The sequence below is a fragment of the Citrobacter sp. wls706 genome (genome assembly GCF_005281305.1).
GTDB lineage: Bacteria > Pseudomonadota > Gammaproteobacteria > Enterobacterales > Enterobacteriaceae > Citrobacter > Citrobacter werkmanii.
This window is the reverse complement of sequence record NZ_SZXG01000029.1, coordinates 182,029-206,387: the sequence shown is the minus strand read 5'-3', so window position 1 is coordinate 206,387 and position 24,359 is coordinate 182,029. Positions and strand designations below refer to the sequence as shown.

General features: G+C 51.6%; 19 protein-coding genes. 7 read left to right on the top strand and 12 right to left on the bottom strand.

Annotated features, from left to right (window positions below; genetic code table 11):
• Nucleotides 1–28 precede the first annotated feature (28 nt).
• A complete protein-coding gene (gene rplY, locus FDW92_RS05890; RefSeq protein WP_006683755.1) occupies nucleotides 29–313 on the bottom strand; it encodes a 50S ribosomal protein L25 in 285 nt (94 codons plus the stop codon).
• A gap of 124 nt (nucleotides 314–437) precedes the next feature.
• Nucleotides 438–2,198 carry a DEAD/DEAH box helicase gene (locus FDW92_RS05885; protein WP_042307971.1) on the bottom strand — a complete coding sequence of 587 codons (1,761 nt, stop codon included), beginning with the start codon at nucleotides 2,196–2,198 and terminating at the stop codon, nucleotides 438–440.
• A 151-nt stretch (nucleotides 2,199–2,349) separates the two neighbouring features.
• Here FDW92_RS05885 and rsuA point away from each other — a divergent pair, with 151 nt between their 5' ends.
• The 3 genes from rsuA (at nucleotide 2,350) to FDW92_RS05865 (ending at nucleotide 4,942) form a co-directional block, all read left to right on the top strand.
• Nucleotides 2,350–3,057, top strand: coding sequence for a 16S rRNA pseudouridine(516) synthase RsuA (rsuA, locus tag FDW92_RS05880; RefSeq protein WP_042307252.1), 708 nt, complete (start codon nucleotides 2,350–2,352; stop codon nucleotides 3,055–3,057).
• Nucleotides 3,058–3,072: 15 nt separating this feature from the next.
• On the top strand, nucleotides 3,073–4,263 hold the full coding sequence (locus FDW92_RS05875) for a Bcr/CflA family multidrug efflux MFS transporter (RefSeq protein WP_042307254.1): 1,191 nt from the start codon (nucleotides 3,073–3,075) through the stop codon (nucleotides 4,261–4,263).
• A gap of 334 nt (nucleotides 4,264–4,597) precedes the next feature.
• Nucleotides 4,598–4,942 (top strand): YejG family protein, encoded by a 345-nt coding sequence (locus FDW92_RS05865; RefSeq protein ID WP_029139605.1) that lies wholly within the window; start codon nucleotides 4,598–4,600, stop codon nucleotides 4,940–4,942.
• A gap of 3 nt (nucleotides 4,943–4,945) precedes the next feature.
• On the opposite strand, the gene yejF is transcribed toward FDW92_RS05865, so the two are convergent.
• The 9 genes from yejF to FDW92_RS05820 all read right to left on the bottom strand — a co-directional run bounded on the left by yejF (nucleotide 4,946) and on the right by FDW92_RS05820 (nucleotide 16,607).
• Nucleotides 4,946–6,535 (bottom strand): microcin C ABC transporter ATP-binding protein YejF, encoded by a 1,590-nt coding sequence (yejF, locus tag FDW92_RS05860; protein ID WP_042307256.1) that lies wholly within the window; start codon nucleotides 6,533–6,535, stop codon nucleotides 4,946–4,948.
• A gap of 1 nt (nucleotide 6,536) precedes the next feature.
• Nucleotides 6,537–7,562, bottom strand: a complete 1,026-nt coding sequence (locus tag FDW92_RS05855) for an ABC transporter permease (RefSeq protein ID WP_137400583.1) — start codon at nucleotides 7,560–7,562, stop codon at nucleotides 6,537–6,539.
• Nucleotides 7,562–8,656 (bottom strand): microcin C ABC transporter permease YejB, encoded by a 1,095-nt coding sequence (locus FDW92_RS05850; RefSeq protein ID WP_040230596.1) that lies wholly within the window; start codon nucleotides 8,654–8,656, stop codon nucleotides 7,562–7,564. Before FDW92_RS05850 ends, FDW92_RS05855 begins: the two co-directional genes overlap by 1 nt.
• Nucleotides 8,657–10,471 carry an extracellular solute-binding protein gene (locus FDW92_RS05845; RefSeq protein WP_042307261.1) on the bottom strand — a complete coding sequence of 605 codons (1,815 nt, stop codon included), beginning with the start codon at nucleotides 10,469–10,471 and terminating at the stop codon, nucleotides 8,657–8,659. It lies immediately after the preceding gene.
• A gap of 100 nt (nucleotides 10,472–10,571) precedes the next feature.
• Nucleotides 10,572–12,131 carry a cyclic di-GMP phosphodiesterase gene (locus tag FDW92_RS05840; protein WP_042307263.1) on the bottom strand — a complete coding sequence of 520 codons (1,560 nt, stop codon included), beginning with the start codon at nucleotides 12,129–12,131 and terminating at the stop codon, nucleotides 10,572–10,574.
• Nucleotides 12,132–12,303: 172 nt separating this feature from the next.
• Complete coding sequence (gene mepS, locus FDW92_RS05835) at nucleotides 12,304–12,873, bottom strand: bifunctional murein DD-endopeptidase/murein LD-carboxypeptidase (protein WP_003027474.1); 570 nt, start codon at nucleotides 12,871–12,873, stop codon at nucleotides 12,304–12,306.
• 413 nt (nucleotides 12,874–13,286) lie between these two features.
• A complete protein-coding gene (locus FDW92_RS05830) occupies nucleotides 13,287–14,000 on the bottom strand; it encodes a phosphatase PAP2 family protein (protein WP_042307265.1) in 714 nt (237 codons plus the stop codon).
• A gap of 34 nt (nucleotides 14,001–14,034) precedes the next feature.
• Complete coding sequence (locus FDW92_RS05825; RefSeq protein WP_042307267.1) at nucleotides 14,035–15,021, bottom strand: GTP-binding protein; 987 nt, start codon at nucleotides 15,019–15,021, stop codon at nucleotides 14,035–14,037.
• Between the two features lie 119 nt (nucleotides 15,022–15,140).
• Complete coding sequence (locus FDW92_RS05820) at nucleotides 15,141–16,607, bottom strand: mannitol dehydrogenase family protein (RefSeq protein ID WP_042307268.1); 1,467 nt, start codon at nucleotides 16,605–16,607, stop codon at nucleotides 15,141–15,143.
• 202 nt (nucleotides 16,608–16,809) lie between these two features.
• Between FDW92_RS05820 and uxuA the strand changes: the two genes are divergently transcribed.
• Nucleotides 16,810–18,000 (top strand): mannonate dehydratase, encoded by a 1,191-nt coding sequence (gene uxuA / locus FDW92_RS05815; RefSeq protein WP_042307270.1) that lies wholly within the window; start codon nucleotides 16,810–16,812, stop codon nucleotides 17,998–18,000.
• 45 nt (nucleotides 18,001–18,045) lie between these two features.
• Here uxuA and FDW92_RS05810 read toward each other — a convergent pair whose 3' ends face one another.
• A complete protein-coding gene (locus FDW92_RS05810; RefSeq protein WP_042307271.1) occupies nucleotides 18,046–19,518 on the bottom strand; it encodes a PLP-dependent aminotransferase family protein in 1,473 nt (490 codons plus the stop codon).
• Nucleotides 19,519–19,682: 164 nt separating this feature from the next.
• Here FDW92_RS05810 and torC point away from each other — a divergent pair, with 164 nt between their 5' ends.
• The 3 genes from torC to torD are packed head-to-tail and all read left to right on the top strand — an operon-like array spanning nucleotide 19,683 to nucleotide 23,946.
• On the top strand, nucleotides 19,683–20,816 hold the full coding sequence (torC, locus tag FDW92_RS05805; RefSeq protein ID WP_042307273.1) for a pentaheme c-type cytochrome TorC: 1,134 nt from the start codon (nucleotides 19,683–19,685) through the stop codon (nucleotides 20,814–20,816).
• 9 nt (nucleotides 20,817–20,825) lie between these two features.
• Nucleotides 20,826–23,324 (top strand): trimethylamine-N-oxide reductase TorA, encoded by a 2,499-nt coding sequence (gene torA, locus FDW92_RS05800; RefSeq protein WP_042307275.1) that lies wholly within the window; start codon nucleotides 20,826–20,828, stop codon nucleotides 23,322–23,324.
• Complete coding sequence (gene torD, locus FDW92_RS05795) at nucleotides 23,314–23,946, top strand: molecular chaperone TorD (RefSeq protein ID WP_042307276.1); 633 nt, start codon at nucleotides 23,314–23,316, stop codon at nucleotides 23,944–23,946. Before torA ends, torD begins: the two co-directional genes overlap by 11 nt.
• The last annotated feature ends 413 nt before the right edge of the window (nucleotides 23,947–24,359 follow it).

The following is a 24,359-nucleotide window of genomic DNA, read 5'->3' as shown; positions in this document are numbered from 1 at the left end:
GGCGGGGTTTTCTTCAACTTCCAGGCGATTACGCGCGAACGAAGTCGATGTGAGTCAGCTTCGGCTTGAAAGCGTGACGCTGTACAGCCTGAGCTTTAACTTTAACTTCTTTACCGTCAACAACGATGGTCAGAACTTCGCTGTAGAATTCAGCTTTAGCTTGCATGTTCATAACTGCATCGTGATCCAGTTCGATAGCAATCGGGGCTTCTGCGCCACCGTAGATGATTGCCGGGAACTTGTTAGCGGCACGCAGGCGGCGGCTCGCACCCTTACCCTGCTCTTTACGTACTTCAGCGTTGATAGTAAACATTTAAATCTCTCTTTAATAATTCCTGCTACAGGCGACCCAGCAACAGGTAAGTGATCTGCTTTGCGTATGCAAAAGCGGGCGAGATTCTATACTCAAACGGCTGGTACATCAATCAAAAGTACAATTAACCGCGTAATTCATGTGCCCGGCGAAAGCGACCTTCATAATCGAAGACCTTTTCACGCACCTGCCAGTACTGACCTTTCATACGCGCAACCACGAAATCAGGATGGCGCAATAGCGCCTGCTGGGCGAGGATATCGGTGGCGGTTATCCAGCGTAAGGGAATACCGGGAGTTCGGGTGTGTGGGCGAATAAACAGTTGTTCGAATGCTGTACGCTGCGCAGGAGTATGTAGACGAAAACGTTCGCTGACGTCGGCCCCGTCTTCATCGTAATAGGTGATTTTTAGCCATTCGCCTTTCTCATCCTGGCCATTTTGTAACACCATCCCGCTACAGCGCAGGACCAGCGCATCTTTTAGCCTCAACGCCGCTTTTAGCATGTCATCCGGATCGACCAGCACCGTATCGCATTCACGACAGCGGCGGGCAGCAATGTCATTTTCCGCGTTGCACTGCGGGCAATTTTTAAAACGGAAACGAAAGTCGCACTGTTCGCGATGGCCGTCATCATCTTCAAACCATCCCTGGCAGCGGCGACCAAAATGTTCAATCAGCGTACCGTCAGCCGTTGTTTTGCCCCAAAAGGTGTTGGCAAATCCGCAGGCAGGACAGAATACCTGCACCGGCACGTTGTCGCTTTTTCCCTTCGGCGCGCCCACTTCCGGGGCGTACAGATCGTGGGGATTGCCCGCGTAATCGAGGATCAGACAGTCGGTTTTACCTGGGGCCAGGCGCAGTCCGCGACCAACAATTTGTTGGTACAGGCTGACTGATTCAGTCGGGCGCAGAATAGCGATAAGGTCGACGTGCGGGGCATCGAAGCCGGTAGTCAGGACCGACACATTCACCAGAAAGCGAAAACGCTGGGCTTTGAACTCTTCAATCAGCACGTCACGCTCCGCGCCTGGCGTATCTCCGGTGATAAGCGCGGCATCGTCAGCAGGCAGCAGGCCCAGAATTTCTTTGGCGTGTTCAACGGTGGCGGCGAAAATCATCACCCCTTTGCGCGACTGGGCAAACTCGACAATCTGGCTGATGATATGCGGCGTGATTCGCTGTTGCTTTTTTAATTCCCGATTAAGGTCCGCCTCGCTGAACAGGCCGTTGCTCTGCGCCTGCAGACGGCTGAAGTCATACTGCACGACCGGCATGTCGAGGCGTTCCGGCGGCGTCAGATAGCCGTGTTTAATCATGTAACGCAGCGGTAATTCATAAATGCAGTCGCGAAACAGCGCTTTTTCATCGCCGCGCACCATTCCGTGATAATGAAAGTGGTAAATCCAGCCTTTACCCAGACGAAAAGGCGTGGCGGTAAGCCCCAGCAGGCGTAAGTGGGGATTGACGTTGGTCAGGTGAGTGAGGATTTGCTGATACTGACTCTCTTCATCATCACTGATGCGGTGGCATTCATCGACGATAAGCAGGGAAAACTCTCCCTGAAAGGCGTCCAGATTGCGCGCCACCGACTGTACGCTGCCGAATACCACTTTCCCGTGGCTCTCTTTACGCTTCAGCCCGGCGGCAAAAATATCTGCCTCCAGCCCCAACGCGCAATATTTGGCGTGGTTTTGCGCGACCAGCTCTTTGACGTGCGCCAGTACCAGCACGCGCCCACGCGCCACGCGGGCCAGTTCCGCTATCACCAGGCTTTTGCCCGCGCCAGTTGGCAGGACGATAACCGCCGGCGTGCGGTGGTGGCGAAAATGGTTGAGCGTGGCGTCCACGGCTTCTTTTTGGTACGGGCGAAGAGTAAAAATCATGGGCTCACTAAGGTAAACAGTAACAATGAATAGTATGCCATGAATCATTTCCCTTGAGGGATGGTGTAACGCCGCTATACTGGGCGGATAACAGTCCCACTTTTCGGGCGCAAACCCGATTCTCGTATTTTTACAGGCAAAAATCACACTCATGCGACTTGATAAATTTATCGCTCAGCAACTCGGCGTCAGCCGCGCTATTGCCGGGCGTGAGATCCGTGCTAACCGCGTTACCGTCGACGGTGAAATCGTCAGAAATAGCGCCTTTAAGCTGCTGCCAGAACATGACGTCGAATATGACGGCAATTCCCTGATTCAACAAAATGGCCCGCGCTATTTTATGCTGAATAAGCCTCAGGGCTATGTTTGTTCAACGGATGACCCGGATCACCCGACGGTTCTTTATTTCCTTGATGAACCCGTCGCCCACAAATTACATGCGGCAGGCCGTCTGGATATCGACACCACCGGACTGGTGCTGATGACCGATGACGGTCAGTGGTCGCATCGCATCACTTCACCACGTCACCATTGTGAGAAAACCTATCTGGTGACACTGGAATCGCCGGTGGCGGATGATACCGCCGAGCAGTTTGCCCGTGGTGTACAACTACATAACGAAAAAGACCTGACAAAGCCGGCCGTGCTGGAAGTCATTACGCCAACTCAGGTGCGATTGACCATCAGCGAAGGACGCTATCATCAGGTGAAACGCATGTTTGCCGCCGTGGGGAACCACGTTGTAGAACTGCACCGTGAACGGATCGGCGCCATTAAGCTCGATAATGATCTTGCGCCAGGTGAATACCGTCCATTAACTGAAGAAGAAATTGCCAGCGTTAACTTAACCCCGCGTTAATCTCAGGAGCTAAATGTGACCACCCGGCAGAACTCGTCAATTGCCATTGTCTTTATCCTTGGCTTGTTAGCCATGCTGATGCCGTTGTCGATTGATATGTATCTTCCGGCGCTGCCTGTTATCTCTGAGCAGTTTGGGGTGCCTGCCGGTAGCGCGCAGATGACCCTCAGTACCTATATTTTAGGTTTTGCGGTGGGGCAGTTGCTGTATGGTCCAATGGCAGACAGCATTGGGCGTAAACCGGTAATACTGGGCGGAACGCTGGTGTTTGCGGCGGCGGCAGTTGCCTGTGCGCTGGCGCAAACTATCGATCAACTGATCATAATGCGTTTCTTCCATGGTCTGGCGGCTGCGGCAGCGAGCGTGGTTATCAACGCCCTGATGCGCGATATCTATCCGAAGGAAGAGTTCTCGCGCATGATGTCATTCGTCATGTTGGTCACCACAATAGCGCCATTGCTGGCGCCCATTGTGGGCGGCTGGGTGCTGGTATGGCTGAGCTGGCACTATATCTTTTGGATCCTCGCTGTGGCGGCTATTCTGGCTTCAGTGATGATCTTTACGCTGATCAAAGAAACGTTGCCCGTAGAGCGTCGCCAGCCATTTCGCTTGCGCACGACTCTGGGCAACTTTGCCTCGTTGTTTCGTCATAAGCGCGTACTGAGCTATATGCTGGCCAGCGGGTTCAGCTTTGCCGGCATGTTTTCTTTCCTTAGCGCCGGGCCTTTTGTCTACATCGAGATTAACCATGTTTCACCGCAGCATTTCGGTTACTACTTCGCGCTGAATATTGTTTTCCTGTTCGTGATGACCATTATCAACAGCCGCTTTGTCCGTCGGGTAGGGGCATTGAATATGTTCCGTGCAGGGCTGTGGATCCAGTTTGTGATGGCGGGCTGGATGGTTTTCAGTGCGCTGTTCGGGGTAGGTTTTTGGGCGCTGGTGGTGGGCGTGGCGGCATTTGTCGGCTGCGTGTCGATGGTGTCATCTAATGCGATGGCGGTCATCCTGGATGAATTCCCGCATATGGCGGGAACGGCATCATCTTTGGCGGGGACGTTCCGCTTTGGCATTGGCGCTATTGTTGGGGCACTGTTGTCACTGGCGACCTTTAACTCGGCCTGGCCGATGATTTGGTCGATAGCGTTTTGCGCCACCAGCTCTATTCTCTTCTATCTCTACGCCAGTCGCGCTAAAAAACGGTGATCTAATACACAACATGGAGGTCATAAGGCCTCCAGAGTTGATGTATATCAACCGCAAATCTATCAATTCTCCTGCTTATGTTTATTTTATGTAAAATCAATTTATGTAAAAAGTCACATCATTGTAGTTAAAAAGGTTGAGTTAGATCGCAGAAACGAGTACATATAGCCCGGAAATTTGCCAGAACCATTGAATAAATTTAAATACCTGGTTCGGAAAGTAGCATATGGACATGGGTGTAAACGTTTACCAACTGTTTAAAGACGTTTTGTCAATGATGTGTTAATATTGATGTAAAATAATTGTGAAGTGATTGTGCTTCCAGGGAAAGAAAGTGATGACATTACAACTCTCAATCGTTCATCGTCTGCCGCAGTGCTATCGTTGGTCGGTGGGTTTCGCAGGTTCGAAAGTTGAACCGATTCCGCAGAACGGCCAGAGCAATGAGAACAGCCTGGTGGCGCTCAAATTGCTCAGCCCGGATGGTGATAGCGCGTGGTCAGTTATGCATAAACTCAGCCAGGCCCTCAGTGATATTGAGGTTCCTTGTTCCGTGCTGGAATGCGAAGGGGAGCCGTGCCTGTTTGTGAATCGTCAGGATGAGTTTGCTGCGACCTGCAGACTGAAAAATTTCGGCGTAGCAATTGCAGAACCTTTTTCAAACAACAATCCGTTTTGAGCGTCAGCTTAGCGCGAGCAGCTGACGCGTATAGGCCTGTTGTGGCGCGTTGAATACGTGCTCGCATTGCCCCTGTTCCACAACTTCTCCCTGCCTTAGCACAATAACCTGATGGCATAACGCGCGTACGACATGCAAATCATGGCTGATAAAAATATAGGCCAGACGATGCTTTTCCTGTAAGGACTTTAACAACATCAGGATTTGCGCCTGTACGGTCCTGTCGAGTGAGGATGTCGGCTCATCCAGAATGATCAGCGAAGGTTTTAGAATCAACGCCCGGGCAATGGCTATGCGTTGACGTTGACCACCGGAAAACTCTGCGGGATAACGATGCCGCGTTTCGCTATCCAGCCCCACTTCTGTCATTACCGCTTTCACCTGCGCTTCACGTTGTTCGGCAGTAAGTGTAGGTTGATGAACGCGTAGTCCCTCCTCAATAATTTGTAGCACGCTTAAGCGTGGGTTTAGCGAGGAGTTAGGATCCTGAAATACTACCTGAATGCGGTGACGTACGGGTAACAGTTGGCGACGATTTAAGGTATGCAACGCCTGGCCATCGAACACAATACTCCCCTGCGATGTGATTAGCCTCAGTAGCGCCAGTCCGGTGGTGCTTTTTCCGGAACCTGACTCACCGACCAGTCCTAGCGTTTCACCGGGCCGCAGGGAAAAACTGACGTCGTTAACCACGACGTTATGGTCTACTACGCGCTTCAGAATGCCTTTGCGGACAGGGAAGGCGACGCGGAGTTTTTCCACTTCCAGCAAGGGAGCTTGCCCTACAGGTAAGGGGACCGGGTCACCGGAAGGTTCGCTGTTTAACAATTTCTGCGTGTACGGATGCGAGGGCGCAGAGAGCAGCTGTGCGGCACGATTTTGCTCTACGCACAGGCCGTTTTGCATGACCGCCACGGTATCGGCCAGCTTTTTCACAATGCTGAGGTTATGGGTGATGAACAGTAATCCCATATTCAGCTCTCGCTGTAACTCCCGTAACAATTGCAGGATCTGTGCCTGGACGGAGACATCCAGCGCGGTGGTGGGTTCATCGGCAATCAGCAGTTCTGGCCGCGTTAACAGCGCCATGGCGATCATTACACGTTGGCGCTCACCGCCAGACAACTGGTGCGGGTAATCTGCGAGACGTTTGGCCGCCTGACGGATCCCGACGCGGTCCAGACAGGTCAGAATCTCTGCTCGGGCGGCCTCGCGACGCATTCCCCGATGCAGCGACAGCACCTCGTAAAGCTGTTTTTCTAGGTTGTGAAGCGGGTTTAGTGACACCATCGGCTCTTGGAAAATCATGGCGATTTTGTTCCCTCGTACGCTGCGAAGCGTCTGCTCGTTGGCGTGAAGCAATGATTCACCATGGAAACGAATATCACCGGCAAGATAAACCGCGGGAGGGGACGGTAATAAGCGCAGAATAGAAAGCGCGGTCACACTTTTCCCTGAGCCAGATTCGCCCACCAGCGCCAGCGTTTGCCCGGCATCAACCCGCAATGAGAGAGTGTTGACTACGGTGCGCACGGTCTCTTGTTGGCGAAAACCTACCGATAAATTCTCAATAGCTAACAGAGGTTGTGTCATTTTAAATTGCCTTATTGGGATCAAACGCGTCGCGTACCGCTTCACCAATAAAGATCAGTAGCGATAACAGCAGGGCAACGGAGATGAACGCAGTGATCCCAAGCCACGGCGCCTGCAGGTTATTTTTACCTTGTAACAGGAGTTCTCCCAACGATGGCGAGCCAAGCGGTAAGCCGAATCCGAGAAAATCCAGCGAGGTCAGGGTAGTGATCGAGGCGCATAATATAAACGGTAAAAAAGTCAGGGCGGCGACCATCGCGTTGGGTAGCATATGACGCAGAATAATACTGCGATCGCTGACGCCGAGCGCCTGCGCGGCACGAATGTAATCAAAGTTTCGGGTACGTAAAAATTCCGCACGCACCACGCCAACCAGACTCATCCAGCCAAACAGCACGGTAATGCCCAGCAGCCACCAGAAGTTTGGCTGAACCACGCTCGACAGCAGAATGATCAGAAACAGCGTCGGCATACCAGACCAAACCTCAATAAATCGCTGTCCCCACAGGTCCACCTTGCCGCCATAGTAGCCCTGGATTGCGCCAGCCATGATCCCCATCACGCTGGAGCACAGGGTTAGCATTAATCCAAACAGGACAGAAATACGTGTGCCGTAGAGGATCCGCGCCAGCACGTCACCGCCATTGGCGTCAGTGCCCAGCCAGTTTTGTGCCGAAGGCGGGGAAGGGAAGGGCTTATCGGTGGCAAGGTTAATGCTGGTGGCCCCAAAGCGGATTGGTGCCCACAGGATCCAGCCCTGGTTTTCCAGGCGTTGCTGTAGCCACGGATCCTGATAATCAGCCTGGGTCGCCAGCGGTCCGCCGAAATCGCTTTCGCTGTAGTTTTTGAACAGAGGGAAATACCAACTGCTGTCATAGCGCACCAGCAGCGGCTTATCGTTGGCAATCAGTTCGGAACACAGGCTCAGGCCAAACAACACCAGAAAAATCCACAGCGACCAGTAGCCGCGGCGGTTATGGCGAAAACGCGCCCAGCGGGTTTGATTGACGGGGCTTAATCGCGACATTAGCGTCCCTCAAAATCAATACGGGGATCGACCAGCGTATAGCTGATATCACTAAGAATATTCAGCAGCAGTCCGATCAGGGTGAAGATATAGAGCGTGCCAAACATCACCGGGTAGTCGCGTGATACGGTGGATTCATACCCCAGTAACCCCAGTCCGTTAAGCGAGAACATGACTTCAATCAGCAGCGAGCCGGTAAAAAACATGCTGATAAACGTGGCCGGGAAACCTGCTATCACCAGCAACATCGCGTTGCGAAACACATGTTTCCATAGAATGTTTTTCTCGCTTACTCCTTTGGCGCGCGCGGTGACGACATACTGTTTGCGGACTTCATCCAGAAATGAGTTTTTGGTCAACATGGTCAGCGCGGCAAACCCGCCAACCACCGTCGCCAGCACCGGCAGGGTAATATGCCAGAGATAGTCGGTTATTTTTTGATACCAGGGGAGAGCGTCAAAATTAGCGGAAACCAGCCCGCGTAGCGGGAACAGATCGTAATAGCTTCCCCCGGCAAAAAAGACGATCAGCAAAATCGCAAACAGAAATGCCGGGATGGCATAGCCAATAATAATGAATGCACTGCTCCACACATCAAATCGACTGCCATTGTGAACCGCTTTGCGGATACCTAGCGGTATCGACACCAGATAGATGATGAGTGTGCTCCACAGCCCCAGCGTGACGGAAACGGGCAGGCTGTCTTTTATAAGCGTCAGCACCGAAGCGCTACGGAACAGGCTGTCGCCGAAATCGAAACGAATGTAGTCCCAGAGCATTTTGAAGTAACGCTCATGAATAGGCTTATCGAACCCGTAGCGGCGGGTGATTTCTGCAATCACTTCCGGGTCAAGACCGCGGCCTCCGCGATAATTGCTGTCGCTGATGTTACCCACGCCGGTTTGCGCGTGGCTGGCGCGAACGCCTTCGCTGCCCGCGCCGGGTAAGGCTCCACTTTGCCCGAACTCAATAGCGGCGACGGCCTGCTCAACGGGACCGCCTGGGGCAATTTGCACGATAAAAAAGTTAATGGTGATGATGGCCCAGAGCGTCGGGATCACCAGTAGCAGACGTCGAATCAGATAAGCGCCCATTTACTCTCCCTGCCGTCTGGCTGCGGGTAGCTTCGCCGCTTTGTTGACGTCATACCACCAGTTATCGAGGCCGATGGTGTAAATTGGGCGAATAGCAGGATGTGAAAATTTATCCCACCAGGCGATACGATCCTCGGCCATGTACCACATTGGCAACATGTAGTAGTTCCAGGTTAATACCCTGTCCAGCGCCCGTCCCAGCGGGATCAGTTTGGCTTTATCACCTTGTGCCGCGATGATTTGATTGATCAATTTATCAATCACCGGGCTTTGCACGCCGGGAGCATTGTAGCTGGAGTCAATGTATTCAGAGGCCCACAGAATTTGCAGGTCTGAACTCGGCCACGGCATCGCGCGATACAACCTCGGCATCATGTCATAGTCGCGACTGCGCAGACGGTTCGTGATTTGCGAATTATCAACCTGGCGGATGTTCATGGTGATGCCTAAGCGCTGCAGGTTGTGCTGGAACGGCAGTACCCACTGGCTGTTACTGCCCGCCGGGAGCAACAGTTCGAAGCTCAGGGGTTTACCGCTGGTGCTGTTCACGCGCTGCTGTCCCTTTAGTACCCAGCCAGCCTGTTCCAGTAAGGTATTGGCTTTCAATAAGTTGTCCCGATCGTAACCATCACCTGTTGATTTCGGCGGCTGATAAATTTGGCTGAAGACCTCAGGGGGGAGATCTTTTTTCAATGGCGCGAGTATCACCAGTTCATCCGCATCGGGGTAATTTTTTGCGGCATACTCGGTATTCTGAAAATAGCTGTTTGTCCGGCTCCAGGCGTTATAGAACAGGGCTTTATTCATCCATTCAAAGTCAAAGGCCAACGTGATGGCTTCACGTACGCGTCGATCGCTGAATACCGGACGCTGAATATTAAAGGCCAGCCAACGCGTATCCTGTGCGGATTCGTTTTTCTGCTCATCTTTGATGATGTAATGATTTGCGAAATTTTTGCCTGTATAACGTGTCGCCCAGTTTTTGGCATCATTCTCCAGACGCAGATCAAACGCACCGGCCTTAAACGCTTCAAACGCGACGTTGTCATCAAGATAGTAATCGTAGCGGATGGTATCAAAGTTCCAGCGCCCGCGGTTAACGGGCAGGTTCGCGGCCCAATAATCTTTGACACGCGAATAGACAATATACTGGCCCATTTTCCACTGGGTGATACGGTACGGGCCACTGGCAAGCGGTGGGGAAGATAAGGGATCGCTGAGTTTATGATCCTTCCAGTATTTCTCAGGCATCACGGGTAATGAAAACAGGCTGAGCATATCCTCTTTGCCCGGTTTGGCTAATTCAATACGTACGGTTAACGGTGCAATGGCTTTTACCGTTGTGCCTTTGTAGACGAGGCGAAACTGCGGCACGCCTTCAGTCATAAATTTGTGAAAGGTGAAGGCGACATCGCTGGCGGTAATGGGGGATCCATCATGAAAACGCGCCCGCGGATTAATAGCGATTTCTACCCAGGAATAGTCGTCAGCATAGCGCGCGCTGTCGGCAATGAGCGGGTAATAGCTGCCAGGCTCGTCGTCAGAGGTGGTAAATAGCGTATCGTATAGCGTTTCTGTACGCGCGCCGGGGTTGCCACGCATTGCATAGCGGTTGAAGTTATCGAACGTACCAATCGCGGAGAGGGTGATTTGCCCGCCTTTGGGAGCGGCTGGGTTAACGTAATCAAAGTGGTTAAAGTTAAACGCGTACTTCGGTTCGCCCAGTACGGCAAACGCATAGCTTTCTTTGATGGATTGCGCCTGGACGCTAAACCCGATGAGGGCGATAAACAGCAGCAGTAGGCGAGGGATCATATAAAAGCGCTTTCCTTTTCCTGTCACAACCCGACGGGCATCATGCCTGAGAGATAAGGGGTGTGGCGGCGAGTAAGAGTATATGAATCGCAAACTGCGATCACCACGTTGGCTTATTGGGCTGTGCCATCCAACGCACGAAATCAGCAAGCTTTAACGGTCGGCTAATCCAGTACCCCTGGAAAAAATGTACTCCACGATCGCGCAGCCAACGAGCTTGCTCAGGTGTTTCTACCCCTTCAGCAACCGTCAGCATATTAAGACGCTTAGAGAGTGTCAACACGGCGTCCAGAACCGGAGAGGTCAGAGTTTCTGTGCCGATGGCGTTAATAAACCCGCGATCGATTTTCAGGTAGTCAACGGTGAAGCGTTCCAGATAGATAAGCGCGCTATGACCGGTGCCGAAATCATCAATAGCAATTTCAAAGCCAACAGAGTGTAGCCATTCAAATAGCTGGGTCGCCTCGTGTTGATTGAGCATATCGCGTTCAGTGATTTCCAGCACTAACTGAAAATGGTTCGCGGGAAGCGAGGCGCGCAGTCGTCGAATATCGTCTTTAAAACTCTCGCCGTGCAGGTGCGTTGGTGCGATGTTAATCCCCAGTTTGGCGCCAGCAGGAAACACTTTTTGCAGCGTCGGGGCGTCCTGCGCTATCAACTCAAAGAGATGTTGGGTCAGCGGGACAATCATTTTCTGCGATTCTGCGTAATGAATGAAGGCATCCGGGGGGATCTCACCCGTTGATGGATGATGCCAACGTAATAACACCTCAACACCTTTTACCTCCAGCGTTTGCATCTCTACGACGGGCTGGTACACCACATAAAATTGATTATGTTTGATGGCGTGGAGGATATCTTTACCAGGGCGTAACCGGATAGTGAAGATGTAATACCAGAGGAGAACCCCGGTGATAATCCCGGCCATGCATCCCAACATAATCGCGTACCAGATGTCGTTGTACGTCCACTCTTGCGCATACAAACGAATTTTCAGCGGCACCTCTTTAAGCGTCGCCTGGCGCCATGGCGTGTTAGGTAGCGCAGAGACGTCCATAATTCGGGATGAAAATGTTGAAATAGCCGTGTCGCCAGCAATAACGGCAATACCATTAAAATTATCTTCGCGGGCGGTATAAAGCAGATAGGGGGCCAGGTTGATATTCAGTGAAGAAAATACGCCGCTGTTATGGAGTGAGTGATTGCGGTGCCAAATCATTATCGCGGGTTTATCCGGCATCATGGGCGTACCGGAAAGTATTTCCACATCAACATCTTTGTTGATATTCAGCTTGGGGATCAGCGACAAAATGGGGGCGTTCATTGCGCCTGTTGCGGAGGAGCAAAAAGCAATACCGTCTTTTACCAACAAAAAAGCACGAACGTTGAGGTTAAAAGCCGCACTGGAGGTAAGTTTTGCAGCGACTTGCTGGCAGTTCTTTTCCAGCAGGGGTTGAAGCGCATCGGTGGTGGTTTTGAGATCTGCAAAGTAACTACTGACATAATTCTGGATATCGGCAAGCAGCGTTTCGTACTTAACCTCTCGTTTATGCCAGGTGACCAAAAATTGCAGGGTACTCACAAGGATTGCGACGATAAGCCCCGTTATCATACAGGAAAGCAGGATTTTCCGACCGGATGAAGAGGAGCGTCTGAACATAGATCCTTATTTTACCTGATTTAACCGCTTATTCTGTATGAATATAACCTGAAATGACTCACCATGTGAGATTTTTCTTAGTCTCAAGGCAACGCAAAAAAAAAAGCACCGCCGTAGCAGTGCTTTTCAATATGTCTCATCAGGATAGCCAAGGGATAGCTGCCAAACGAAATTAACTGCGGCTCAGGACCCGGCGAGCTTCGTTGTAACGCTTTTTCCAGTAAGGCTCGTTCATGCTGGAAATGATAACGCCACTGCTGGTCGAGGCATGTACAAACTGGTTGTTACCGATATAAATACCGACGTGACGGCCAGTAGAACCAGCACGGAACAGAACCAGATCGCCTGTGCGCAGATTAGTGCGCGAAACGGATTTGCCCGTTTCCTGTTGTTCGTAGGTTGAGCGCGGAAGCTCTAAACCAAATTGCTCACGGAACGTACGCTGTACGAAGCTGGAGCAATCAATACCTTTTTTGGTGCTGCCGCCAAGGCGGTAACGCACGCCTTTCCAGTCAGCATACTGATCCATAATACGTGATTTAACATCGATATTACGGACCATATTTTCAAATTCATCCTGAGAGGCTTGCAGTGAAGAGTTATCTCCATTGCCCACAGCATGCGTCTCAGAATGCATATTCCTGGCGGTGTTCGTGGTACTACATGCGGAAAGCAGAACCGCAACTGCTATCGCGGGTATGCCCCGCAAGATATATCTCAAAATCGGTTGAGATTTGACCATTTTGTTTGTTTTCCCTTGAAGTCCTTAACGATAAATATCGTTATAAAAAATGCCAAACGTGACGAGACTAATTACCATCGCACGATGAGACAATTCCTTAAGGTCAAATCTGTGGCAGAACGCACAAATTTATTCAGAAAGGGAATAATTGTCCCGCGAGGCAAAACGAGTTCGAGGTTACCCGATCGCCCCAGTCATTGCGAGAGATTTTATGTGATTTCTTATAAGAAAAATTGATACAGAAAGTGAATAAACGGCATTGACTAAATTAAGAACAATTAGCGCAAAAAATACGCAAGTCATTCATTCTAAACATGAATAAGATGACAGGAGAATGACAATCAGAATGATGGAATATTGGTCGGCATCATCAGGGAATCAGAAGTATCCCTGATGATGTTAATTATTTTGCGTTATTTGTTTGAAAATTGTTTGTTTTTGCCGGGCAGATAATTCACAAACAGCGTGACCAGACGATCGCTTAATGGCGTCATTAGCCACCAGGGCAAACCAATCAGCACAACCGTCATGGAGCCGACCACGATATCGGTGAGCCAGTGAGCGCCGATCATTACACGCGGAAAGGCAAAAACCACAGCGATAATAAGGCCGATTATACCTGCAACTTTTCCGAAATAACGCAGCATAAATGCGGAAAAAATAAGCAGCATCATGCCGTGATCGCCAGGAAAACTGTCTCTGGAGGCATCTTTGGTTGGAATATGCAGCAGTTCGCTGACGCGATGAATATTATCCAGCATCAGCGTAGGACTGGCGCGTTTAACCGGAATAAGCGCCTGGCCCAACTGATTTAATACCACTGCGGTGAGCAGCATCACCAGACCTATAGCCACAATACGCCGGCGACCTTCCGTCGTATCCTTCAGCCAAAAGTGCAGCATCAGTGCGCCCATCGCCAACAACGAGCAGCCATCAAATGCCCGGTTATTAGTGATCGCAACAATCCACAGGAACAGCGGGCTTTCAACCAGCTTCTGGTTGAAGAAACGGAAAACGCCCGTATCCAGTGAGGACCAGAACCCGTGCCCGGCGGGAATATACCAGGACAGAAACAGCGCTATACCTGCAATATTGAGCAGAAGAATAAGAGGGTATCGGGTTTTCATCGTCGTTTACCATTGCTATAAAACGAAGGCAACCTTACGCGCTACCGTCTAAACGAAGTCTCAACAATGCGCTCTGTAACGTATTCCAGTCGGTGTCAGTATCGGAGATGAGTTCAATACGGCTATCCGGCGGAGCGACGTTTTGCGTCTCAATATGCCAGTCCTCTCCCTGACGGTTAATGCGCACCAGACCCTCTTTTATACGCATGACTCCTTTTACACGCCCTACGGGGGCAAGGCGCGACCATTCCAGCAGGCCGATGGTATCGAACACCGTATCGGCGTCAAAAATCCAGCCGCAGGCCTGATGACCCTGACCGCTGTTCAGGCTGCGACGCCAGCGCTGTTGTGCGGGCAAACTTAACGCCGCCAGCCCTTTTTTGTCAGCATGACTATGGGCGTGCTCGGCGCTTGCGGGAAGCTGCGCCAGGTTTAGTCGGGGCAAATCCAGTAATTGGCCAGCAATATTTCCATGATCGGCATGAACCAACTGACGATTGCCGCCATAGTGCTGCCACCAGGTTTGCAGGGCGTTTTCGCTTTCCGTTGTGGCGCGGTCGGCTTTGTTGGCGACGATGATATCGGCGGCAGCCAGCTGATCGCGGAAATTGTCATTGGCGACGCTTTTTTCATCCAGTAGCTGGCGAGGATCAAGAATACAAAGGGTCGCGCGCAAATCAATCCACGGTTCGTAAACCGGCGCGGTGAGTAAATCCAGAATCTGTTTGGGATGTCCGAGGCCGGTAGGTTCAATGAGCAGTCGGTCGGGTTTTCCCTGACGCAACAACGTATTGAGGCCAACCTGCATTGGCAGGCCGTTAACACAGCACATACAGCCGCCGGGGATCTCTTTCAGCAATGCGCCGCTGTCGGCTAACAGGGCGCCATCAATACCTACTTCGCCAAACTCATTGACCAGTACGGCCCACTTCTCTGCGGGATCTTTGTTTGCCAATAAATGAAGAATAGAGGTGGTTTTGCCACTACCGAGAAAACCGGTGATGAGATTGGTTTTAGTCACATTTACTCCAGAATCATAAATTGCCGTAATGGCATTTAACAATCCTGGCGAAAAACGGGGAAAAAGAGAAGGGGTGAGAGGACGAAGACGCGCTTCGTCCTGATTAATGGCAGAAATCGTTAACTTTTTAACGTCTCAATGACAGCCTGATGCGCACCATATTGGGCAATACGTTGCCAGGCGAGTTGAATAGCCGCAACAAACTGCGGATTCTGTACGAGATCGGTGGCGAAAATCTCATGCAGAGAAAGCAGAGCGCTGACGCGTTCTGAGTCTGTACTCTGCTCCACAAGAGCGCCGATTTTCTCGCTCAATGGATCGCGAATATCAATGGCCGCACCTGAATCATCCACTCCGCTCACGTAACGCATCCAGCCTGCGACGCCAAGCGCCAGCAGCGGCCACTCGCTGCGCCGTGCTAAATGTACGCGGATCCCTTCCAGCATACGCTGGGGTAATTTTTGGCTACCATCCATCGCGATTTGCCAGGTTTTATGCTTCAGCGCCGGGTTGGCAAAGCGCTCCAGCAGGTTAGCGGCATACTGGTCTAAATCAACATCGGTGATTTGCAGCGTAGGTGCCTGTTCGTTGAGCATCAGGCGGTAGGCGGCTTCACGAAATGCGCTGTCCTGCATGCAGTCGCTGATGTGCTGAAACCCAGCCAGATAGCCGAGATACGCGAGAAACGAATGACTACCGTTCAGCATCCGCAGTTTCATTTGTTCCCACGGCAGAACGTTTTCAACCATTTGTACGCCGGCGGTTTCCCACTGCGGACGACCACACACAAAATTGTCTTCAATCACCCACTGGATAAAGGGCTCACAACTGATTGCGCAGGGATCGGCCACTCCCAGCTCGCGGGCGATTTCAGCCAGTGACTCTTCGGTAGCGGCAGGAACAATCCTGTCCACCATGGTACCCGGGAAGCTGACATGTTCCTGGATCCAGTGTGCCAGCTCAAGTGAGCGTTTCTCCGCCATTCCCAGTACGGCGTTTTTTACCACATGGCCATTGTCCGGGATATTATCGCAGGAGAGGACGGTAAAAGGCTGCAGCCCGCGTTCACGTCGGCGGTGCAGCGCTTCAACAATAATACCGGGTGCGGAGTGTGGTTCAGCCGGAGTCTGTAGATCATGAACAATGCGTGGATGAGAAAGATCCAGCGAGCCTGTTGCCGGATCGATGCAGTAGCCTTTTTCCGTAATGGTTAACGAGACAATCGCCACCTGAGGTTCACAGAATTTTTCGATAATGGCCGCCAGTGAATCCAGCGTGGCGTTCAGGCATTCTTTGACGGAGCCAATAACAATCGGTTGGTTACCATTCGCCCCTTTTTCTAACACGGTAAATAAATGATCCTGCTCGCGAAGCTGACTCATTAGCCTATCGCCGCTGAATAGACTTATTTCGCAAATTCCCCAGTCCCCACCCTGTGCATTCAGTACCCGGTCGGTCAGTAATGCCTGATGGGCGCGGTGAAAAGCACCGAAACCAAAATGCACAATCCGCGTTTTTAATTGTTGGCGATCGTACTGCGGCATCATGACATTTTTCGCGAGCGGCGCTGAGGCAATAGTTTTCATTCAATACACCTGATTAACCATTAATTAACAATGGCAGTATAAAGTTATATGACAGCAAATTGAATTGGTGTGCCTCATTTATCCGGGGAATGTGAGCTGGATCAACCAATCATCGCGGATTCGTTGATCCTCGCCCAGATGCCTGTATGGTAGTCGTCATTAAGTGAGTTTAATTTGGTATAACAACTTGTGAGGTGAAACAATGGAACAAACCTGGCGTTGGTACGGACCTAACGATCCAGTATCGCTTGATGATGTGCGTCAGGCTGGCGCAACGGGTGTTGTGACCGCCTTGCACCACATTGCCAACGGTGAAGTCTGGCCGGTAGAAGAGATTAAAAAGCGGCAGGCTATTCTTGCTGAAAAAGGGCTGACCTGGTCAGTGGTGGAAAGTATCCCCGTCCACGAAGATATCAAAACGCACTCTGGTCAGTATCAAACGTGGATTGCTAACTATCAGCAGAGTATCCGTAATCTGGCGACCTGCGGCATCGATACCGTGTGCTATAACTTCATGCCGATCCTCGACTGGACGCGTACTGACCTCGAATATCAGTTGCCGGACGGCTCCAAAGCGCTGCGTTTTGACCAGATCGCTTTTGCTGCCTTTGAGCTGCATATCCTCAAACGTTCTGGGGCCGAAGCAGATTACACCCCGGAAGAACAACGCCAGGCGCTGGACTATTTCAATGCCATGAGCGAAGCCGATATTGAAAAACTGACGCGCAATATTATTGCAGGTCTACCCGGTGCCGAAGAGGGATATACCCTGGATCAGTTCCGTGCGCGCCTTGCTGAATATGACGGCATCAGCAAAGACGACTTGCGCAATAACATGGCGGTATTCCTGCGGGCGATAGTGCCAGTGGCAGAAGAAGTCGGCGTCCGTCTTGCCGTACACCCGGACGATCCGCCGCGTCCGATCCTTGGCCTGCCGCGCATCGTTTCAACCATCGAAGATATGCAGTGGCTGAAAGACACCGTCGACAGCATCAATAACGGTTTCACCATGTGCACCGGCTCCTACGGCGTACGCGCCGATAACGATCTGGTGAAAATGATTGAAACTTTTGGCGATCGTATTCACTTCACGCATCTGCGTTCAACTTGCCGTGAAGATAACCCGAAAACCTTCCACGAAGGTGCGCATTTGCAGGGTGATGTGGATATGGTATCGGTGGTGGCGGCGATTCTGAGCGAAGAGCAGCGTCGTAAACAGGCGGGCGATCTACGTCCAATCCCGATGCGCCCCGATCACGGGCACCAGATGCTTGATGATTTGCATAAGAAAACCAACCCGGGCTACTCTGCGATTGGTCGTCTGAAAGGCCTGGCGGAAGTCCGTGGCGTTGAGCTGGCGCTGAAACAAACGCAGTTTCGCGATCTGCTGTAAGGCGAACAACAGGGATTGAGCGGCAGGCTCGATCCCTGTAATCCATCAAGGCTGCGATAGCGCCTGTTCCAGTACTGCCAGGACTCTTTTTATCTGCTGTATCTGCAATCCACCAAAACCAAAAAACATGACTGCATCGCTGTTCTCCTTACGCCATGTGGATTCTGATCCATTCTCTATATCTGGCAGGGTATCAAAACGAATCCCGGCCAGCAGGCAGCGTTGTTGCAGCCTGGCGATAGTTTCGGGGGACCAGGCAATGCGTAAAGAGAGGTGCAGACCTGCCGTTGCACCAGCGATTTTCCCTTCCGGAAACAACGCGGACAGGCCGTCGCGTAATAGCGTAAGACGTGCCGCATAATTGCAGGCCAGCTTGCTGATATGCGTATAAAACACCTGATTTTGCATTAATTCGGCCAAAAATTGCTGCAACAACCACTGGCTCCCGTTGTTGTTGAGCGCTTTCATATTCTGTACGGCCGGAAGCAGTTCGTCAGGGCAAATCAGATAGCCAAGACGTCCTCCTGGTCCCAGTGTTTTGGAAAATGTCCCCATATAGATAACCCGGTTGTGATAATCCATGGCTTTCAGCGCGGGAAGGGGATTTTCTCCATAGGTAAAAACGGCATCGTAATCGTCTTCAATAATGTAAGCGCCGACGCGCTGCGCCCATGTTAATAATGCCTGACGCCGCTCCAGTGACAGGACGCTACCCAGCGGATACTGATGCGCTGGAGTAACATAACAAAGCTGGGTGGCATATTCCGGTAAATTATCTGTTTGCAGTCCGTGGTTATCGACGGCAATTGGCGTAATGTCTGCGCCGTAATAATTAAACAGATGCCAGGCACCCGAATAACAAGGGGACTCGGTTACAATATGGCACTTTTTTTGCTGACTGAAAGTATGATGGTTAATAAAGAGTTGAGTGAGCAGTGATAGTCCTTCCTGAATCCCGTTAGTAATAATGATGTTCTCTGCTCGAGTATTAATACCGCGAGATAAATTAAGATATCTGACCAATTGTTCACGCAGTGAAAATAATCCATTTGGTGAATGATATCGGGTAAATAATTGTTCCTTGAGGATGCTGGGGGCGTTATTCCATTTGCGCCAGCTTGACCAGGGAAAAGCATTGGGATCGGGAACGCTCATTTGACAATAGCACTCTCGTCCAGGCTCTACATAAACATCGGTGGGGATCCCAGCCGCTTTAGGTTTCATCGGCGGGGAACCCTGCGCGACGGGCACGATTGCTGGCGTTGTGCGTACAGGTGTGGTGAAGATGACCTCGTAGCCGATACCTTGTCGACTCTTAATTAATCCCGCGGCCATGAGCTTATCATAGGCCATCACGACCGTTATTTTGGCAACGTTTAATACCTGCGCCTGCTCGCGAATAGAGGGAAGTTTATCTCCACAAAGCAAATCACCGCGCTGAATGGCCTGGAAATAAAATTGAAATATCTGCAATTGCAGCGGGGTACGGCTTTCTCGATCGAGAGTCAGTGTTAGCATGAGAAATTCCTTATGTATAATACGCACTATATTACGAGCTTCTCTTCTTTCCGCTTTGATGCACCTCATAGAGTAGATGCTGTTCCTATAAGCTGCTTTTGCTGTCTCTATTTTTGATTTTTATGATCGCTTAGCGTGTCGCTATTAAAAAAATGGAGGCAAGCATGTCGTGGATAAAAAAGAACGCACTGTGGTGCGCATTCGTCGGGGCAATAGCAATGGCCCTTGCAATTTGGGGGACGTGGCAAGGCGTTCATTACACCAGTACCACCGAATTTTGTTTATCGTGTCACTCGATGCGTACACCAGGAGAGGAATATAAAACCAGCGTGCATTTTCGCAATGCTTCTGGCGTGCGTGCTGAGTGTAAGGATTGTCATATTCCGCCAGGGATCGTCCCGACGCTGGTTCGTAAAACGGAAGCCTTAAACGACCTCTACCACACCTTTATCTCTCCTTCGATTGATACCCCGGAAAAATTTGCCGCAAAACGAGCGGAATTGGCCCAGCGAGAGTGGGCGCGAATGAGCGCTAACAATTCGGCGGCATGTAAATCTTGCCACAGCTATGAGGCGATGGATCACGGCAAACAATCTGCGAATGCGGCGGCGCAAATGACCGCGGCGGCGGCAAAAGACAGCAACTGTATTGATTGCCATAAAGGTATTGCCCATCACAAACCCGATATGAGCAGCGGTTTCCGCGATCGCTATAAGCAGTTGCAGCAGCAGGGAGCGTCTGTATCGAATGCGAGCACGCTGTTCTCGTTAAGCGAAAAAGCATTGACGGCAACGGCCGGAAGTCCCGCAGGTAAAGCGCTGTTATTTCCCGCCACCGAGGTCAAAGTGCTGCAAAAAGAGGGCAGCAACGTGCAGCTTGAACTGACGGGCTGGCGTGAAAGCAAAGGACGTGGGCGGGTGATAACCCAGTATATGGGTAAGCGCGTTTTTTCCGCCGTGCTGGATGACTCCCTGATGGCTAACGTCAAAGTGCTGCAAACTCAGGTCGATCCTGACTCACATCAGCAATGGCAGCAGGTGAGTGTGACCGCATGGACCTCTGCCCAGGGGCTTATCAGCGATATTGCACCGATCTGGGAATATTCGGAGCAAATGCTGCAATCCACCTGTAGTGCCTGTCATAGCACTCCTCCTACGACCCGATATACCGCCAACGGCTGGATCGCCGGATTGAAAGCGATGTCCACCTATTACCGACTTAATCCGGTGGAAGAACGTACGTTGTTGAAATACCTCCAGACCCATGCCAGCGATGTGTCTGAACCTAACAAAAATTAAGGAAAATGTATGGATATTCATGATTTTAACCCGTCTCGCCGCCGTTTTCTGAGCGGTATGTTGGCGGTGGGCGCAGCCAGTGCTCTGGCACCGAATCCGCTGATCTCAAAAGTATGGGCGGCGGGAGAAAACCCCGAAAAGTGGATTCAATCCGGTTCGCATTATGGCGCTTTTGAAGCCAAAGTGGTCAACGGCGAGTGGCTGGAAACCCGGCCTTTCAAACATGACAAATACCCTTGCGATATGCTGAACGCGGTGCGTGAAGTGGTCTATAACCCGTCGCGGGTGCGTTATCCAATGGTTCGTCTGGACTGGTTACGCAAGCGTGAGAAATCGGATCGCAGCCAGCGCGGAGATAATCGTTTTGTGCGGGTAAGCTGGGATCAGGCGCTGGATCTGTTTTACGAAGAGCTGGAACGGGTACAAAAAACCTACGGCTCATCGGGGGTATTTACCGGGCTGGCCGACTGGCAAATGGTGGGAAAATACCATAAAGCGGGCGGGGCGATGGACAGAGGACTTGGCCTGCATGGTAGCTATGTGACGACCGTCGGCGACTACTCTGCGGCCGCGGCGCAGGTTATCTTGCCGCATGTGATTGGTTCGCTGGAAGTTTATGAACAGCAAACGTCACTGCCCCTGGTTATCCAGAACAGCAATACCATCGTGCTGTGGGGTTGCGATCCGATCAAGAACCTGCAGATCGAGTTCCTGGTCCCCGATCACGATGCGTTTGGCTATTGGCAACAAATTAAAGAGGCGGTTGCGCAGGGTAAAATGCGTGTTATCAGCGTCGATCCAGTGCGTAGCAAATCGCAAAACTATCTTGGCTGCGAACAACTGGCGCTACGACCACAAACCGATGTCGCGCTAATGCTGGCACTCGCCCATACGCTGTATGAAGAAAAACTGTATGACGCGGCGTTTATTAACGATTACACCGTGGGTTTTGAGCAGTTTTTGCCCTATCTGCTTGGGGAGAGTGATAAGCAGCCGAAAAATGCCGAATGGGCAGCGGAAATCTGTGGCCTGACGGCGGAGCAGATCCGTGATTTCGCCCGCCTGCTGGTTAAAGGCCGGACCCAATTTATGGGCGGTTGGTGCGTACAACGCATGCATCATGGCGAACAGTATCCCTGGATGCTGGTGGTGCTGGCCAGTATGGTTGGGCAAATTGGCTTGCCGGGCGGGGGCGTAGGGTTTGGCTGGCATTACAACGGCGGTGGTACGGTGACATCCGCCGGACCTGTACTCTCCGGGCTGGGAGGGATCGCGAATCCTCCACCGGCGAAGTATAAAGCGGATTTTCGCGGCGCATCGGAGCATATCCCCACCTCACGCATCGTTGACTGTCTGCTTGAGCCGGGCAAAAAGGTTGCCTTTAACGGCGAAACGTTAACCTGGCCTGATATCAAAATGGCGATCTACAGCGCGGCGAATCCATTCCATGCGCAGCAGGATCGTAATCGCATGATCGAGGCGTGGAAGAAGCTGGAAACCGTGGTGGTATTGGATCATCAATGGACCGCGTCGTGTCGATTTGCCGATATCGTCCTGCCCGTGACCACCCGTTTTGAACGCAACGATATTGAACAGTTTGGTACGCATTCGAATAAAGGGCTGATGGCGCTGCATCAGATCGTTAAACCGCAATATGAAGCCCGGCATGATTTTGACGTTTTTGCCGGATTATGTAAGCGCTTTGACAAAGAAGCGGTGTACCGCGAGAACCGTGACGAAATGCAGTGGATACAAGCGCTCTATGACGAAGGCGTGAAGATGGGTGCGTCGCTCGGCGTCTCTTTACCAGACTTTGCGACATTCTGGCAGGGTGAAGGATATATTGAATATCCGGCCGGACTGCCGTGGGTGCGTCACGGTGAGTTTCGCGACCAGCCAGACCTCAATCCTCTGGGAACGCCTTCAGGTCTGATTGAAATCTACAGTAAAACCATTGCTGGCTTTGCCTACGAGGACTGTCCGGGTCATCCGGTATGGATGGAACCGTTTGAACGTAATCATTCCGCTAAAAAAAATAAATACCCGCTGCATCTGCAATCCTGCCATCCGGATAAACGTCTGCACTCTCAGCTGTGCTCAAGCGAGGCGTTTCGCAACACCTATGCGGTTGCCGGAAGAGAACCACTTTATATCAGCGCGCAGGATGCCGCCGCCCGTGGCCTGAAAGCAGGTGATATTGCACGCGTCTTCAACGACCGCGGTCAGGTGCTGGCTGGGGTGGTGATTAGCCCTGATTTCACTCCAGGCGTAATCCGCATTCATGAAGGGGCGTGGTATTCCCCGCAGGAAGGTGGAAAAGCCGGGACGTTATGCACCTATGGCGACCCGAATGTCCTGAGCGCCGATATTGGTACTTCACAGCTGGCACAAGGCCCTTCAGCGCATACCGTGCTGGTGGAGGTCGAACGTTATCAGCAGAAAGCCCCACAGGTAACGGCATTCGGTGGCCCGGAGACAGTAAAAGAGGAGGGGGGAAGTGCAGCATAACCAAATACATCAGCAGCGGGCGGACATGTACCAGTGGTTCTCGCAATTGCTATTCCGTGAGCTGGACGAAAAGCAACTTGCCAGCCTTGAAAACGGCGATAATCGGGCGTGGATTATTTCACTGGCGGTGATTCCTGGATTGTCTGGCAAGGTTAAGCATTTTGAGCGTAGTCTGACCCGGGTTTTGCGTCGTGATTCCCGACAGCTGGAACTCGCCGCGGATTTTGCCTCGCTGTTTCTGCTGGCACCGCCTGGCGGAGTTTCTCCCTATGCCGGGCACTATCCGCATACGACCGCGTCAGCAGAACGTCAGCAAATGAATGTGCTGCTGATCGAACACGGTCTGGCCGCGCGGGAAAATGAGCCATCCGATCATATCGCCATTCAACTGGCATTGATGGCGAAGATGGTTGCTAAAGAGGAGGCGGTATCTGCGCAGTATTACTTTTTGCATCACCATATGATGTGCTGGGCGCCATTGCTACGCGATGCCTGCCTGGCGCGAGATGAACAGGGGTTTTACCCGCAGGCGGTCAACCTGATAGTGAGTTTTATGCGCGAGGATGAACAGTATCTGGAATCGCTGTTAATGGATGATTTTTATCTCAGCAGCCAGCGTTGAAAATGAAAAGGGACAGCTGGTGCTGTAATGCCAGCCAGTCAGCGCCTCAGTTTCAGAAAGTATCAACCTGTACTGGCGGAGGTAAAGAACATGCTATCTCGGAGAAAGCGTTCCGTTCACCTCATGTTCATCGTTTCTCTGAAGCACCGATACCCGTGAACGTGTAAAGGGCGTTCTCCGCCACGCCCTTTACAATCCCGGCTCCCGGCGGGAAAATTGCCACTTCGTGGTTCCCTCCGCTTTTTCCTTCAGGCTTCCGGGCCGGGCGCGAGGTAGCGTCCTTGCAAAGCGCGCCCTGAGCCAGCATCCATGCTGGCTCTCTCGGCCTTACGGAAACACGTCGGCAATTTTCAGCCGGACCAGCCCACACCTGACCATTTGCGTTTTTTGTTTAAACAGCAAAACAGATTTAA